8 protein-coding genes are annotated in these 17,596 nt (G+C 43.0%); 2 read left to right on the forward strand and 6 right to left on the reverse strand.

All coding sequences use genetic code 11. The annotated features are described in order from the left end of the window. Nucleotides 1-32 precede the first annotated feature (32 nt). The 3 genes from DYD21_RS14920 to DYD21_RS14930 all read right to left on the reverse strand — a co-directional run bounded on the left by DYD21_RS14920 (nucleotide 33) and on the right by DYD21_RS14930 (nucleotide 10,586). A complete protein-coding gene (locus DYD21_RS14920) occupies nucleotides 33-7,106 on the reverse strand; it encodes a PAS domain S-box protein (protein ID WP_116037797.1) in 7,074 nt (2,357 codons plus the stop codon). 32 nt (nucleotides 7,107-7,138) lie between these two features. Continuing rightward, the gene (locus DYD21_RS14925) at nucleotides 7,139-8,602 is read right to left on the reverse strand and encodes a response regulator (RefSeq protein WP_116037798.1); all 1,464 of its coding nucleotides are present in this window, start codon (nucleotides 8,600-8,602) and stop codon (nucleotides 7,139-7,141) included. Nucleotides 8,603-8,738: 136 nt separating this feature from the next. Continuing rightward, the gene (locus DYD21_RS14930) at nucleotides 8,739-10,586 is read right to left on the reverse strand and encodes a PAS domain S-box protein (RefSeq protein WP_116037799.1); all 1,848 of its coding nucleotides are present in this window, start codon (nucleotides 10,584-10,586) and stop codon (nucleotides 8,739-8,741) included. 538 nt (nucleotides 10,587-11,124) lie between these two features. Here DYD21_RS14930 and DYD21_RS14935 point away from each other — a divergent pair. Both DYD21_RS14935 and DYD21_RS14940 read left to right on the forward strand, forming a co-directional pair. Then, entirely contained in the window at nucleotides 11,125-11,940 is an 816-nt protein-coding gene (locus tag DYD21_RS14935) for a UDP-2,3-diacylglucosamine diphosphatase (RefSeq protein ID WP_116037800.1), read from the forward strand. Further along, nucleotides 11,937-12,983: a glycosyltransferase family protein gene (locus DYD21_RS14940; RefSeq protein WP_116037801.1), complete on the forward strand. Its 1,047-nt coding sequence runs from the start codon at nucleotides 11,937-11,939 to the stop codon at nucleotides 12,981-12,983. The genes DYD21_RS14935 and DYD21_RS14940 overlap by 4 nt, the downstream gene beginning before the upstream one ends. 9 nt (nucleotides 12,984-12,992) lie before the next feature. Here the strand turns inward: DYD21_RS14940 and DYD21_RS14945 are convergent, their stop codons facing one another. From DYD21_RS14945 to DYD21_RS14955, 3 genes are all read right to left on the reverse strand, one after another. Beyond that, a complete protein-coding gene (locus DYD21_RS14945; RefSeq protein WP_116037802.1) occupies nucleotides 12,993-13,553 on the reverse strand; it encodes a DinB family protein in 561 nt (186 codons plus the stop codon). 216 nt (nucleotides 13,554-13,769) lie between these two features. Then, nucleotides 13,770-15,878, reverse strand: a complete 2,109-nt coding sequence (locus tag DYD21_RS14950; RefSeq protein WP_116037803.1) for a pitrilysin family protein — start codon at nucleotides 15,876-15,878, stop codon at nucleotides 13,770-13,772. Nucleotides 15,879-15,893: 15 nt separating this feature from the next. After that, complete coding sequence (locus DYD21_RS14955) at nucleotides 15,894-17,420, reverse strand: pitrilysin family protein (protein ID WP_116037804.1); 1,527 nt, start codon at nucleotides 17,418-17,420, stop codon at nucleotides 15,894-15,896. Between the last annotated feature and the right edge of the window lie 176 nt (nucleotides 17,421-17,596).

Here is a 17,596-nt window from a genome sequence, read left to right on the forward strand (position 1 = left end):
ACAGAATGAATTTTTGAGCCTTTATTCTACTATTAATTATTATAGGCCATCTGATGCTTTGCGATAGAGAAAATGAATGTACTCCCTTCTCCCTCTTCGGATTCCACCCATATTTTTCCTCCATGCTCCTCCACAATTTTTTTGCAGATTGCAAGCCCCATCCCTGTCCCGCTGTATTCATTCGTACCATGGAGTCGCTGAAAAATGTTGAAAATTTTATCGGCATATGCCGGATTGATCCCAATTCCGTTATCGGTAATTTTGAACTTCCACGTAAGTTCAGTCTCCTCAGATTTGATTAGAATCTGGGGGGGGACACCATTTTTGCGGTATTTTATTGCATTATTTATGAGATTTAGAAAAAGCTGGCGCACTGAACTTTTAACAGCATGAATTTGAGGAAGCGGCTCTACATGAACTTCAGCCCCGCTCTCTTCAATCAATTTTTTATTCAGTGTCAATACATCCTCAATCAGCTTTTTTACATCCACAGGCTCTTTTTCTGTATCTGCCCGGCCAACACGTGAAAACTCCAGCAGATCGAGAATAATCTGTCGCATTCGTTTGGCTCCGTCTGTTGCGAAGTAAATGTATTGCCTCCCTTTTTCATCCAAAACCGAATCATATTTCTTTTCCAACAGTGCGAGAAAACCTGTGATCATCCGAAGGGGCTCCTGTAAATCGTGTGACGCCACAAAAGCAAACTGTTCAAGCTCTTCATTGGATGCTTCCAGTTCACGAGCCTGCTTTTTAAGTTTACGATTGAGATTTTTCAGCCGTTCATTCGCTCTTTTTCGCTCTGTGATATCTCTGAAAAATACCGAGAGTCCAACTTCAGACGGATAGGCGCTGACTTCAAACCAACTGTCAATCGGTTCATAATAATCTTCGAACTGCACCACTTCCTGATTTTTCAGTGCATGATTGTAGGCACGATGAGACTCGAGTTCTGTGGCATCGTTGAACACATCCCACAAATATTCACCGAGAATTTCATCTTTTTGGGTTTTGAGCAGCTCTTCCGCTTTACTGTTCCAATAACTAACTTTAAAGTTTTTATCTACCGCAAAGAAACCATCACCTATACTCTCTAAAATTTCTTTTTTCTCGTAGTATGCATTTTGGAGTGCAATTTCGGCATCATCATTTTCAATTGCCGATGCAAGATTAATAGATACCGTACGTAAAAATGCAAACTCATCTTCAGTCCACTGGTGCTGCATCGTACAGTTATCAAAGCCGATAAATCCGCGGAACCGGTTCCCAACCATCACCGGAAGTGCCAGAATAGATTTAATATCCTGTGATCTTAATAATTCTCTGATCGTTTCATCTTCGACCTCCGAAACGATCCGGTTGTATGGCTGCCCGGAAGACAGCACATCTATAAAGGATTGAATCTCATGAAATGGAGTATTTTGTAGTTCAGCCCGGTTGATCTGAGGCGTGATCCCTTCTCTCGACCATTCGATTTTCATCGAGGTTTGAGGACCAGTGTTTTCATCCTCGTAGTTGTTCTCAAAATAGTAGACTCTGTCAGCCCGGGCGACCTCTCCGAGCATGGAGAGGCACTCATCAAGGGCAGTCAACCAGTTATCCTGTTTCAATAGCTGCCCGTTGAAAATGGAAATAGCGTCAAGCTGACGAGTTTTTTCTACCAAACGGGCTTGTTCTTCCTTACGCTGGGTAATTTTTTTAAAATAAACGGCGATTCCATCTTCCGATGGATAAGCTGAAATATCAAACCAATCCTCAAGAGGCGGATAATAATACTCAAATGACCGAGCCTTATTACTATCCAAAGTCTTATGGTACAAATCAAAAAGTTTAGTTTCTGCAGCCGGTGCAAATACTTCCCACAGTGATTTACCAATTATCTCATCAGAAGAACGTTTGAGAACCTTCTCAGCCTCACTATTGAAGTATGTGATAATCCAGTTTTTATCTACGGCGTAAAACGCATCAGAAATGCTCTCAAGAATTCTGTTTCTCTCTGCATAGGCTTCTTGCAGTTCACGATCCGAGATGTCGCGCTCAATAGCCGTTGATAGGCTGGCAGTAATAGTAGTGAGAGCTTCTACTTCTTCGTCGGTCCAGAACCGTTCAACCGTGCAATTATCAAAGCCTACAAATCCATAAAAATCTCCGTTAACAACAACCGGGAAGCAAAGAAACGCCTTAATATTCTGCTCATCCATCACATGTCTTACCATAGAGTCATCCGGCACTTTCGACCTCAGTGCGGTCGATGGATTTCCATCTATCATAGGTCCCAGAAGTTCCGGAACTTCAGAAAAAGGGATATTTTGCATTTCAGGATTCTCGAATTGTGAATCTATATCTCCACGTGTCCACTCAAGCTTCTGGCTGGTGAATTGCTCGCCGGTTTCGGGGTTGGTATAGTTTTGGAAATAGTAAACACGATCGGCCTGAATTGCCTCCCCTATGATCTCAAGATTTTGCTCAAGAGCGCTGAACCAGTTTTGGTAGTTCAGCAGCGCACTGTTCAGTTTTGAAATCGCATCGATTTGTCTCGATTTTTTCTTGAGTTTCTCTTCTGCAGATTTCCGGTCATGAATATCCTGAAAACTGCCATAAATCCGTTTGGCTTCACCATCTACAATTTCAGCCTGTCCTATGCACCGGACCCATCTTTTCTTTCCGTGAGAAGTAATCAGTAAAAGCTCTTCATCAAAAGGTTCACCACTGCTTAATGCATTCTCGACGGCATCCTGTATCTTTTCTTTACTTTCAGGAGTATAAAATTCAAAACCGCCGGTAAGTGTAGGGTTGTATTCCTCATCCACTTCAAGAATTTCGCGGGTCATTTCGGACCAGTACATTTTGTTGTCACTCTTTTGCAGGTCAAGTTCCCAGCTTCCCACACGCGCAAGCCTGGTCGTTTGTTCAAGCAGATTTTCAAGCTCTTTTTTCTCGGTGATATCGAAAATGATGGAGTCCCAGACTACTGTACCATCCGCGAATTTTTGGGGAGTGCCATACCCTTCCTGCCACCTGAGAGTCCCGTTGGGATGATAGTAGCGCCAGGAATAATGCCAATCGTCCAATGAATTAGCTGATTTGAGAATCGATTTTTGTACCCCTTGAATATCTTCATGATGACAATTAGCCCAGATTCTGTTAAAATCTTCCATGGCATCTTCTGCAGAAATCCCCCAAATGTCTATAGATCCCTCACTTAAATATTTCACGCTGTCGTTACCATCGGGATACAGTAAATATTGAAAAACAACTCCGGGAAGATTGTCAGTTGTGTTTTTCAGACGAATTTCAACACTTTTCCGGTCATGAATATCCTGAAAACTCCCATAAATCCTGACGCAATTCCCATCTGCAAATTCAGCTTCACCAATTGTACGAATCCACTTCTCGTTGCCTTTTGCGGTAATAATGGGGAGTTCAAAATCCCAGGAAGTGCCATTATTTATTGCCTCATCAACGGCCTTAAGAATAGTTTCTCTGGGTTTACCTTCTTTATAATAGTTGATACCGTCTTCAAGGTCAGGTGTAAATCCCGGTTCTTCCTCGTGAATCTGCCGTGTAATATCCGACCAGAATAACTTCTCTTCAATCAAATCTACCTCCCAGCTGCCAATTTTAGCAAGTCGGTTGGCTTTACTAAGTAGTTCTTCAAGCTCCTTTTTTTCATGGATATCTTGTAAACTGCCATAAAGCCGTATACATTTTCCATTAATAAATTCTGCCTCACCAATGGAACGGACCCATTTTTCATTGCCACTTGCAGATTTAATTTTAACCTCAATATCCCATGACTCACCGGTTTCAATTGCCTTTTGAGAAACATCCCACATTTTTTCCCGGTCTTCTCCCTCTTTATAAAAGTTTAAATTACTTTCTACAGTGGGTTCAAATTCACGGTCAACATTAAAAATTTCATAAATCACATTCGACCAATAGATTTTTTCATTTCTTAAATCGAGTTCCCAGCTCCCGATTTTAGCCATTCGGCTGGCCTGAGCAAGTAACTCTTCCAGCTCTTTTTTCTCCGTTATATCTTTAGCCACGCTATAAGCAATCCCTTCTTCCGTAAATAACCGGGAAGCCCAGGAAAGATTTACTATACTGCCGGATTTTGTGATATATCTATTATCGAAGTTGTGTTTTTCGTCTTCTGTTGGGGTTTCGCTAAATTCATTTTCTGTTTTTTCTCTATCCTCCGGATGTACAAAATCGAGGATCGGCTTGGTTAAGAGTTCTTCTTCTGTATAACCCAGTAATTCACTCATGGCTGGATTCACTTTTTTAAAATATCCATCAAATCCTGCAATACAGATAATGTCCGGTGCGGAATCAAACAGACGTGACAGTTCTTCCTCCACCTGTTTTCTTTGAATTTCTTCGCCAAGATGCAGAGCCACTGCTTTCAGAACTGAGGTAAATAGCTGAATTCCGGATTCAAAAGCCGACTTTCCAAGAACCAGCACGCCGATGTGATCTCCGCGATACTTGATTGGAAAGCCATACCCGGAGGTTATTTTTTTCTTTTTAGCTAACTCTTTACGAACAATATCGCTGTGATTTTGCAAATCTTTCCAGATTTGTAAAGAATCTGATTCCCATGTAATGCCCGGCAAGCCGGTACCGTATGTCAATACCTCAACCTCATCATTACCTTCTCGTCCATAAATCCTGCGATCTGTCGACGCAGCAAGCTTAATGGAGCTTCCTGTTTCATCTGTCAGCCAAATTTCTGACAGTTGAAAATTGCCGAAATCCTGAATTACCGAGAGTGTTTTTTGCAAAGAATACCTCACATTATCCGCCTCATTAAAAATGTGGCTGATATCTGATATCAGCTCCTGTTGCAGTTCTCTGCTTTTTCTTAGCGTAATATCTTTTTCAATAGCAATCCAGTGGGTATACGCACCACTGCTGTTTGAAATTGGAGTTACGGACAGGTGCACCCAGAACTCATCTCCGTTTTTTTTGTAGTTGATGGTTTCCAGTTCAACAGATTCCCATCGCCGCAGTTTTTCTCCCATTTCTTCCAATGCCTCGTGGTCACTGTTCGGACCCTGCAGCAGGCGTGGTGTTTTGCCCATTACTTCGTTTGCACTGTAGCCTGTCATTTTTTCGAAGGCTTCATTCACGTAAACAATTTCCGGGCCATCGGGCGCTTCCAGCGGAAGTGCCCGCGTCACCATTACCGCTTCGTTCACATTTGTAACAATCTGCTCCATCAAACGCAGCTGCTGCTCTTCTTTTTTCCGATACGTGATATCTTCGATGGCGCCGATCACCCGCACCGTTCGTCCTTCATCATCCCTCACAACAATCGCTTTATCACGTACAAAAGCGTATGTACCGTCGGCTTTTTTAAACCGGTATTCCTGGTCCCACCGATCTTTTTTACCGGTCATCATCCGTTCTGCCAATTCCTCGATCTTGTTCAGATCATTAGGATGAATTTTATCCATCCATCGTGAAATTCCCTCTTCTCCATTTTCTCTTTCGTACCCGAACAGCTTTTTAAACCCTTCACCCCAAAATAGCTCCCCTGTTGCAGGTACATAATCCCATATGGCATCAGACGTTGCCTGTGTTACATATTCGTACCGTTCGTTCGACTCTTCCGCAGCTTCTCTTGCTTTTACCTGATCGGTTACATCCACACCAAAAGTGAACAATCCTTCCACTTCGCCATCGCGGTTTTTGTTCGGGATAAAGGTGAAATCAAGAATAATCTCCTCCAGATTCCCACTATCGTTTTTATCAATCCACATGGAAACTTCCCGTTCCCGTACAACTTCACCTGTTTGAAATGCCCGGTCGAGCAGCTCAATTACCTGTTGGCCTGCAGTTTCCGGCAATACCTCGAGTACCGTTTTACCAATCACATCCACTTTACCAATTAACGAGAGGTAGTTAGGGTTTGTGACCACATATTCATGTTTCACTCCTCTCAGAATGCAGGCGAATGCGGGAAGCTGCATAAACATTTTTTCGTACCGCTCTCTCTCTCTGAAAGCAGCTTTTTGTGCTTCTTTCAACTCAGTTGCATTTTTTGCCACACAATACATCAGCCGGTCGAACTTGTCCCACCGGGCTGACCAGATTATATCCACAACAGAGCCATCTTTTCGAATGTAGCGATTTTCGAAATTGGTTACAGATCTGCCCTGCCGTATCTCTTCGGCCATCTTCGCAGTTTTTTTCTCATCTCCGGGATGAACCATATCCATAAACGGTTTTCCGATAATCTCGTCCGGATTGTACCCCCATAACTCTTTGGCAGCTCCGCTCACCTTGCGAAACAGGCCTTCTTCATCAATAGTACAGATGACGTCGAGCGACTGATCCATCACCTTTCGCAGAGCTTCTTCTGCCTTTTTACGTTCAGAAATATCACTGATGGAACCGATCAACTGTGTTGCATTTCCCTTTTTATCAAAAAGGGGCGTAACACTTACCAGTCCTGTAACCGGGCGGCCGCTGAGAATTAGTGTCTCTTCCCATCTAAGGTTCTCTTTTTTTTGGATTGCCTCGCGATATTTACCTTTCACAAAATCGATTGCTTCTTCAGGCAATACGTCTTCCAGTTCTGCACCGATGACGTCCTTTTTTTGCAGATTCATATTCTGCAGGAACTGGCGGTTCACGGATATAAATCGATATCTGTCTTCGCCCTCAACCCGAAGGGTGAAAATTGCATCACTCAGTGTATCGAAAGTTTTTTGAAGCTGATCTTTTTGTGATATGACCCGGGTTTTCGCCTTTTTGCTTTCAGATCTATCGATGATCCTTATGCTTGCGAGCGTTTCTCCGCCATCTGTCTGGAATAATGAACTTGAAAACTCACACCAGAAGTGCTCTCCATTTTTGCGCACAGCAACCAGTTCACCTCTCGTGCTGCCGGTCTCATTCCTCTCCTTAATACGCTCATTCAGCCATGGCGATTCCGGGTCGATTAACTCCTTTTCCTCAAGATGAAGGATCTCTTCCTGCGAATAACCAAACATTTTGCATGCTGCATCATTCGCCTCAAGGATCCTTCCTTCCTGCGTGGATATAAAAAGTGCTTCGGGTGAATTTCTAAACAGTGCCCGGTATTTTTTATCAGACATACAGATTATTTATTATGGATTGTGAAGTCCGTTTACATAAAGTCAGACGGAATCTCCAGATCAACCTGGAGGCCACCCTCCCTTGTATTACTAAACTCGATCTCACCACCAAACCGCAACATACGGCTCTCTACGTTTCTAAGTCCAAACCCTAAACTTTCAGGATCAATATAATTAAAGCCCGTTCCATCATCTTTAATCGTTATATATAAACATCCGTTTATCTCTTCTGCAGTGATTACTGCCCGCGAAGCCTGGGAATGTTTAACAATGTTGTTGCATAATTCCTGAATCGCACGATACACATTCACTTTAAATTTACGCTTAAATTCAGTTTCTGTCCTGAGGTGATTATTCAGCACAAACTCAATAGAGCCGGCTTGCACCAATTGACGGACAAGCTGCTCCAGCAATTCACTGAGGGAAGATTCATCAAATTCAGCCGATTTCAGGTTGTGAGAGATATCTCGGGTTTGCATGGTGGTTTTTAACAGCAGATCATAAAGCCGCTCCACCTCTTCGGTTACGGTTTGACCTCTTTTTAATTTATCGGCGATGTTTTGGGTAAACATTCCACAAGCAACCAGCTGCTGCACAATTCCGTCGTGTAATTCAGATGAAATCCGGTTTCGTTCAGCCTCTTCAGCTCTGCGTGAACTTTCGAGAAGCTTCTCCTGCATTTTCACTTTTTCGGTTGCATCCTGAATTTGCAGAAGTACTGATTTTTTTCCTTCATAAAAAATATAGTGTCCTTTCACTTCAGCGAAGAAAACAGTCCCATTTCTTTTTTTATGGTTGTAATGCCCGGTTTCAAGGTTCAGCGCTTTACCCTCACGGAAGTCATTACTGTCTGACGGAAGTACAGAAGCTGATTCGTTCTTATAAATATCGTCAATTTTCAGATTGACAAACTGAGATTTTGTAAAACCATATTTCAGTTCTGCTTCATGATTTGATGCTAAAATCCGGCGATTCTGCAAGTCCCAAATCAGTATGGATGAAGGGTTATTTTCAAAGAGATACCGATATCTCTGTTCTGATTCCCGAAGTTTTTTTGATGCTTGCTTCCTCTCGATGCTAAACCGGATACTTTTCCAAAGGGTGTTGGGATTCAGCTCATCTTTCACAAGGTAGTCGGATACCCCAAGGTTTAACGATTTTATGCTAAACTGCATATCTGCATATCCTGTAAGAATAACGACCGGTACAGTATTTTCACTCAGGGCCAGGATATTTTTTATCAGCTCTTCTCCCTCAGCATCCGACAGCTTCAGATCGAGTAAAATCAAATCAGGAAGAACGGTACTTTTTTTCAGCAGATTTTCTGCCTCCTGGTATGATTTGGCAATTTCGCAATCCATTTCATTGCTGATTGATGCAAGGTATTCCTCGATCAAAACAATATCACCGGGATTATCTTCGATTAGCAGCAGTTGATATTCAGCATCAGGAAAATGGTCCATCACATCCGGAGTATCCGTGGTGGTTAACAGCATAATTTTTTAAGCCATTATATTATAGTTGTACGACATCACCTATACAAAAAATTTATTTCAACGTTTAAACGATTTGTGCCGTATGTATTTAAAAATTTGTTGCGACCCTATATTTTATCATAGATAATACGATACACTACTCAACCGATTCCGGCATACCAGTATGAATTTTATCGAAAGAAAGTTTAAAGGATGTCCCCGATTGGCTGCTCTTAAACCCTGACTCTCCTTTTAACTGTGCCGTTAATACCCTGATTAGTTGAATTCCGAGTGAATCCGTCTCTTTTGTTTCAAAATCTTCCGGCAGCCCTATTCCATTATCGTTTATTTCTACAAATACTCTCCCATTCTCACCTCGAAGTTTCACATCAACAGTACCCTTTTCTCTTCCGGAAAATGCATGTTTATATGTATTTGACATCACTTCGTTAACCAGCAAAGCACACGGAATTGCCTGATTTATATTCAATTGAACAGGTTCTTCTTCGATGTTATGAATAATATTTTTATCAGCAAGCCACACTTTCTGAAGGTTGGTGATCAATTTTTTGATGATCTCGGAAAAATTCATATTTGAAAAGCTGCCAGACTGGTATAATATCTCGTGAATCGTAGCCATCGTATTGATTCGAAACATGCTGTCATACAGTTTCTTTTCGAGCTGTTCATCTTCTGCTTTAAAAACCTGCATCTGCATCAGGCTGGATACTACTGCGAGATTATTTTTCACCCTGTGATGAATCTCGGCAAGAAGCACTTCTTTCTCTTTTACGGATGATTCCAGCTCCCGTTCATATTCTTTTTGTTTGGTGATGTCAAGAACAGTAGAAATCATCAGGCCCTGGTCTGGAATTGGGATATTTCGTGCCGTGATATTCTTTTTTTCACCTTTCTGTGTGGTGATCTCGATATTGTCCCATACCATTTTCTCCGGTTTACCTGTGTTTATCCCGGCTAAGACCATTTTCTGTATCTCTTCACGATACTCAGGATCGGGATAAACCCGTTCAAAAAACATCTCAACATTTTGCAATTTTTCCTGTGGCCAGCCGTAGATTTCAGAGAACTTTTTATTTATCAACTGCGTAGATCCGTCGCTTACCGTATTCACAGCAATTCCAATAGGCAGGTTTTCAAGCGTCGTTTCAATAAATTCTCTTCTTTCCCTAAGCTCACGTTCAGCCTCTACTTTTTCCGTACCGTTTCGGGCAGTTGCATACATCAATTGATCTTCTGAATCCCATCGCACCGACCAAATCAATGGCACCCTTCCTCCATCGGCACAGATATACCGATTCTCAAAGTTGTGCAGCGGACGTCCATTTCTGATTATGGCGGCAGCTCTGTTGGTTTTCTCTACATCCTCGGGGGTTACATAATTAATATATTTCTTACCCTCCAGCTCCTCTGGAGAGTATTTTAATATTTTTTTTACCGCACGATTCAGTTGAACAAATCTGCCCTCATCGTCAATCGTGCAGATGATATCCGGCGAATGATTCAGGATGCTATCCAGCTTTTTTTTATTCTTCAGGAGTTTTTCACGATACAAAAGGTTCCTTTTCTCCGACCGGACTCTCTTTGTTACATCCTTCGCTGAATTCGCGATAAAAATGATCTTACCGCTTTCATCAAAAACAGGCGTGTTTGTAATCTTCCAATGCCGTTCAACAAACTCCCCGGTATCTGGCATCTCAATATCATACCGTAGCGTTTCAAGCTGATCAGATTCTCCGGTATATAATACTTTTTCAAATGAGCCTTTTAGGGACCTGGCCGAATCGGAAAGGCCTTTTTCGGTGCTGCCCGGAAAAATATCAAACATCTTTTTACCAACTATATTTTCCCTCTTTAAACCTGTGAACCTAAGATGCGCATCATTCACTTCATATATTGTGAAATCCGGTTGATCTGCATTAACAATTAACGTTGCGCCTGGCAAATTTCTGAACACCGCAAGAATGTGGCTGGCTGATATATTCATACATTTTTATCCTAAATTACTGTAGACCGGCAGAACAGTATGTGTGAAGTATCCTATATAATTCGTCTACTGTGGTTTGCTCTTTTTTAAAATTCGTACCTAAACCCACATTCTGAATTGCGGATCCTTCCCCACCTTTCAGTCTCTGGAAATGCCGTACGCGAATTTATGTTCCATTCTTTCTTTTCCAAGCCCCGGGGGAAATTGATCGCTTGTGATGATTTTATTTACGACCTCAGTGAATCATAAGTTTTTTAATTCCCTCCGTCAGCTGCCGTATTGGAAAGCGCCCCCTATCCCGTAGATATTCAGGAGGAGAGCAGGATAAACTCCGCCTTGAACTTAAATTTCAGGTTCTGAGTTGATACCTCGCGGGGTCTGACCCGAGGTCATTTATTTTTCGCTTTTCAAAAATTCACACAACGCTAACACACTGCCAATACTGCCTTAACACTCAAGGATTTAATTTACCAACAGATTTACTGACTTGTGAATTCATTTTTCATTACGGCAGTAACATTACGCAAAAATCCTGTTTATGAAAAAAAGATCTCTTGATATAGTTGTCCTTTCTGATATCCATTTGGGAACTGTAGGCTGCCATGCCCTTGAACTACTTCAATATCTGAACTCCATTGATCCGAAAATGATCATCCTGAATGGTGATTTTATCGATGTATGGAATTTCAGAAAATACTATTGGCCGGAGTCTCACATGATGGTGCTGCGAACGCTGCTCACAAAAATGGCGAACGGAACAGATATCTATTACCTCACGGGCAACCATGATGAGGTGCTGCGTAAAGTGTCGAGTCTTCAACTGGGCCCGCTTTTTATTCGTGATAAACTGGTGCTTGAATTAAAAGGTGAAAAGGTGTGGATCTTTCATGGCGATATATTTGACGTTACGATGAAGCATTCCAAATGGATCGCCAAAATCGGCGGTAAAGGGTATGAAATGCTGATTATGATCAATAAACTCATGAATTGGTTTTCCATCAAAATGGGCCGCGGAAAAATATCCCTCTCCAAACGAATTAAGAACAGTGTAAAAAAAGCGGTTCAGTTTATCGACAATTTCGAAAATACTGCGATCGATCTCGCTATCGACCAGAATTACGATTACGTGATTTGCGGGCATATTCATCAGCCAAAAATCCGAGGATTCAGCAATGATAAGGGCTCTGTAATCTATATGAACTCCGGTGACTGGGTTGAAAACCTAACCGCGCTGGAGTACGATGGCGAGCAGTGGAGCATGTTTCGATATAAAGAAGAAGATTTTATCTCTGAAAAGAGAATCGAAAAGATTCTTCAAATCAAATCCAATGGTTCAAAAATGGTTATCGGATGAAAATACTATATGGAATTCAAGGCACCGGGCACGGACACATCAGCAGAGCGCGTGAAATTCTGCCGATTTTATCACAAAAAGCTGAGGTTGATCTGCTTATCAGTGGTACCAACTGTAAACTAAAACTTGACAACCCTGATATTTCATACCGCACCGGGCTGAGCCTTACATACGATTCAAACGGTGGAGTATCCTATCTTCAAACAGCTCTCAGCCTGAACCCCATCCGGTTTTTGAAAGATGTGAAAGACCTGGAAATCGAATCCTACGATCTTGTGGTGAGTGACTACGAACCCATTAGTTCATGGGCTGCAATGAAAGTGGGAAAACGGTGCATTGGATTGAGCCACCAGGCTGCATTTTTATCAAGCAGAACTCCGCGTCCGTCCCGAACTTCGGTTTTTGCAGAACAGATTCTGAAACATTTTGCACCCTCTCATAAAGCAATAGGCTTTCATTTCCTTCGGTATGATCGATTTATAGAGGGACCAATCATCCGGTCTGACGTCAGAAATCTTAACCCTGTGGATGGCGATCATATCTCGGTCTACCTCCCTGCCTATGATCACCGAAACCTGATTTCCATCTTCCGGCAGTGTGGTTCGGTTCGATGGGAAATCTTTTCTCCGTTGTGTGGTGAATCGTATACCACGCAAAATGTAACTGTGAACCCGGTTGGCAACGAGAGTTTTCTTAAAAGTCTCGAATCGTGCTCCGGAGTTCTTACCAGCGCCGGATTTGAAACCTGTGCCGAATCAATTTACCTGGGGAAAAAACTGATGGTGGTCCCAATCAAAAATCAGTACGAACAGTTATGCAATGCAATGGCACTCGAAAAGATGGGAGTGCCGGTACAGTTCGAACTCGGTGAGTATTCTGTTAACCCAATCCAGAAATGGCTAAAAGATTCATCCCGGGCAGTTCTTCCGGAAATTGCAGATACAGAAAAAATCACGGATAAACTGATTCGATATGCAGGCGGGAAAAAACCGATCCCAAAACAAAAAGAGGTCAACAAGAAGGGAGCAATATTGCTGCCATAATTCAACCAATCAGGTCAATCCCGGCAGATACTTATTCTTTATAATTTTCATGTGGTGCCTCTCGTGACCAGCAATGATAAATCCGAGAGCCCGAACAGAAAAAAGACATTTGCTGGCTGTTCCGGTCCGAAGCAGCATCTCAGGTGAAAATGATTCAAACAGATCTATTGTCGATTGCCGGAGATGGATATAATCCGTTAGCAATTCATTTAGCGGCCTTTCATCAAAATTAGCTTCATCTACGTACGCATTATGGTCGTATCCGGGGAACTCAGCTTTTTCACCCCTGGCAAATGATAGCGCCCGAAACGCCATTATCCGTTCCGTATCGGTGATATGACCTATCACTTCTTTTAATGACCATTTTTTTTCTTCATACCGATAGAGCGCCTTCTCATTTGTCAACGTTGCAGCAAGCGCAAGGAAATTCTCTTTCCCGTCCGCCAGGCACTTCAAAAGGTTCTCTCCCCTGCATAATGATGTGTAGGTTTGATAGTAAGGCGCATACTCCTTTTCCGGGAGATCACCAGACAATAATTGCTCTTTACGTAACGATGAAGATGGGTTCATATCAGGAGTTTTTGTTTTTACCTTAGTTCGCAAAAAATGGTCGAAGCAGTCTAAACAGAACGTTAATCTATTTAATTCATCAACAAATCCAGGAACTGAACGCAAGGTATTTGATTCGAAACAGTATACGTCTTTTGAGGTCAAATTTTCACCAAAAACAGAAAAGGCCGGGGGTTTCCCGGCCTTTTCTTAATCTATAAACTGCTGTTTTTAAAATCACTCAATATGATGTGATTGAATTACAGTGCGGCTCTGTTGTGTGTCACCAGAAAATCCGATCATTTCGTAAGGCATCATCACACCGCTGCTTTCGCGCCAGTCGGCAGACTCAATTCGTACGGTAACTGTTTCACCAGCCTGCGGATCGAACTGTCGATAGGTTGTAACCATCGGCAGATTTGTGTCCGGATCAAGATACAGGTTCAGGGCAATCTCATCGTTAATCCGTATGTGTGCATACTGATTTCCAGAGATTTCTTCCATCCCCATAAAATCCACATCGAGATCATCTTTGTTAAGTGCAAGATAAATGTGGTTTCGATAGAGTTCGGCCAGCACTTGCTCTTTCTGCTGAGGCTGCATCGGCATCTCATTTCCGCCCATCACCATCCGGCCTTCTCCATCTTCGAGACGCATGGTAACCTGACCAAATGGGGCACTGATTTCAGAAATTAACTTCTCGGATGCAAAATTGATGGTTTGCCGCATTTCCATCACCATTTCACCCTGAGGAGTATTGACGGTGTTATCCGCTTCAAAAATCAAATCGCCGGAAAGATCACCCTGTGAAATCACTGCTGTAGCCATTCGATCCAACCAGTCACGGCCGGCAGCGGCGTCACCCGCAATCACTTCTTCCTCTTCAAGAGTTTCGCGAATAGTGATATCTACTTCCTGAACTGTGCCAAACTGCTCAAGCTGATCACCCAGTTCAGCTCCGTTTCCAACCACCAGAATTTTCATCTCCTCCGGCCGCATGTATTCGCGGGCAACCCGCTGAATATCTTCCGGTGTAATCTCGCGAAGTTCTTCGATATACGTTTCAAACGCATCTGCCGGCAATCCTAAATATTCATTACTCATCCGCTGATTTAGCACACTGCTTCGACTATCAGTTCTGAAAACGAGTGAGTTCAGAATGGAGTTACGCGTATCTTCAAGTTCCTCTGTGCTAACCGGCTCATCCTGCAGTTTTTTCATTTCGTTGCGAACCGCTTCTATGGCTTCGGCAGTAGCTTCACTGCGCGTAAACACTCCGGCATAGAACTGTCCCCTGTAGAGCGCGCTGCTTCCATAGTTTCCAAACACAGAATAGGCCAGACCCTGATCAGACCGTACATTCTGGAAAAGACGCCCCGAGAATCCACCGCTCAACACTTCGTTCATCGCCTGAAGTGCAGCATAATCCGGGTTGTCGCGGAATCCGCCAATATGCCCCATCAATACCACGGACTGATTTACATCCCGCTTATCCACAAAGTGGATAGATGGCTCGAACTCATAGTCGATCTCATCAAATTCAAGTTCATTTCTTTCTCCTGCCGGAATATCCGCAAACGCCTCTTCGAGAAGCGGCCTGATCTCTTCGACTTTAAAATCACCTACGAGGCCGATCATCAGGTTTTCCCCGGTATACGCCTTGCTGTGAAACTCAATCAAATCATCGCGTGTGATTTCATCCAGCGTATAAAGCTCTGTAACCCGGGCCTGGGGAGAATCTTCACCGTAAATCAGTTTTTGAAATTCACGAAATCCAACCTGTTGAGCATCATCATTTCTCCTGGAGATACCAGAACGCTGCTGACGAATTGCAAGATCAATTTTCTCTTGAGGCATTAATGGATTTGTCATCACATCCACTAAAACCGGCAACAGTTCATTGAAATCCTCTTTCAGAACGTTCAAGGAAGCGGAACCGCTGGTGCGTCCCATTCCGAACTCAATTCTTGCTGCCCGGTCTTCAAGCAGTTGATTGAGTTCCTCTTCGGGATATGCTTCTGAACCGCCATTTCGCATGGCATTTGTCATGATGGAGGAAAGACCCACTTTTTCAGCCGGTTCCATAAAGGAACCCGCACGAACAATCATATTCAGATTGATCAGCGGCACCTCATCATCTTCAACGAGATAAAACGTGATGCCGTTATCCAGCTCGAAAGTCTCAATATCCGGAATCTGGTATGGATTCAAATCGGGATATTCCAGGCTGTTTACATCTACAGGCTGTGCGCTCTGTTGCGTTGCCTGTTCCTGTGTAGCACACGATGCTGCGAATAGAAGCATCATGCAAAGTATTGAAAGCTGTTTCATTTTATTGATTATCATAGTTAGCACCTCTGCTTAATTACTTACCATTTCGCCGTCGTCCTGCACATTTTGTATCATCCCCACCGTGCGGTTACTTTTCTTGAGATAGGTTTCTGCCACTCGCTGTATATCCTCAACAGTAACATCATTCAATCGCTCCAGGTCGGTGAATGCGGTTCTCCAGTCGCCGCCATTTACGTGAGCGAACGCAAGTGTGCGCGCAATACCGGTGTTCGAGGTAAGTGTTCGCACGAGACCGGCACGCGTATTGGTACGTACTCTTTCAAGCTCCTCTTCCGTTACGCCTTCTTCAATAATTTTTTTCTGCTCATCCCGAAGTGTTTGTTCCACATCAGCCATATCCACTCCCTGGTTTGGTATCACAAATTTGATGAACATCCCCTGGTATTTACTTCCCGGATATCCATTCTGTGCACCAACCTGCAGTGCTGATTGATCTTCTACAACCATTTTTCTGTAGAGGCGTGATGTTCGTCCGTTGGTTAAAATTCCTGCCAGGAGGTTGAGTGCCTGGTAGTCAGGGTGCTGATTGTTTACCGTGTGATATCCTTCCATATAGATCGGCTGGGACTGCTCTTCAATCACAAACCGCCGTTCGCCGCGCTGTTCAGGTTCTTCAACCAGAAGCTCCGGTGCAGGATCCTTATACTCCATCGGATTGAAGTATTTCTCAGCAAGGCGTCTCATTTCAGCGGGATCTACATCGCCAACAATCGTAATTGTAAAACTTGACGGTGCATAAAATTTATCGTGGTACTCCCAGGTATCTGCAATCGTTGTGTTTCGGATATCAGACGGCCAGCCTACAATAGGGTTTTTATAAGGATGGGCAGAATATGCTGTGGAAGCAAATTCTTCCAGCAATCGGCCAAATGGGTTTGAATCTGTTCGCTGTCGCCGCTCTTCATAAATCACATCTTTCTCAATGTAAAATTCACGCATTACCGGGTTGATAAAACGATCGGCTTCCAGCATAAACCAAAGCTCGGCTTTATTTTGCGGCAGGCTGTAGAAATATCCGGTTGCGTCGGTAGAAGCGAATGCATTCACTCCCGAGGCACCTTCCCTTTCGATAATCTGAGTAAACTCATTATTCACTACAAATTCCCCGGCTTTTTCCTGCAGCTCCTGAAATGCTGCCCACAGTTCATCCAGCTTCTCTTCGTCCGGTTCAAATTTGTTATACTCTCTCAACCACGCTTTATAGGCGTCGTCCATCTGGTCGATATATTTGACCTCCTCTTCGTAGTTCGTTGTTCCAATGGTTTTACTTCCTTTGAAAACCATGTGCTCATATATATGAGCGATCCCGGTTCTGCCCACCGGTTCATTGGCTGATCCCACATCAACAAGTGTAAAGAAATGTGCAACAGGTGCCACGTTTCTTTCTACGATGATGAAGTGAAGGCCGTTGTCCAGCGTAAACTCAGTTACGTTCTGTTCAAATGTTTCGAGATTCTGGGCATTTACAAGATGTGCCGGCAATAAAATAATTGCCGCAAGTAACAGCCTCAAGATTGATTTGTTGTTTTTTAACATAGCTTGAAGATTGATTAGATATGATTACATCAGGTTCGTTACGCGATGAATAGAGAAAAGATTCAAAATTTTTGATTAGTAAGTAGATGATCTCTCCCCCGGGGCAAATGTGCACACCCTGACAATTAATATCAATACTGATACTATTTTTATTTTTTAACCTTCAATGTGATACA

It is taken from the genome of Rhodohalobacter sp. SW132, from assembly GCF_003390325.1.
In the GTDB taxonomy this organism is placed as follows: domain Bacteria; phylum Bacteroidota; class Rhodothermia; order Balneolales; family Balneolaceae; genus SW132.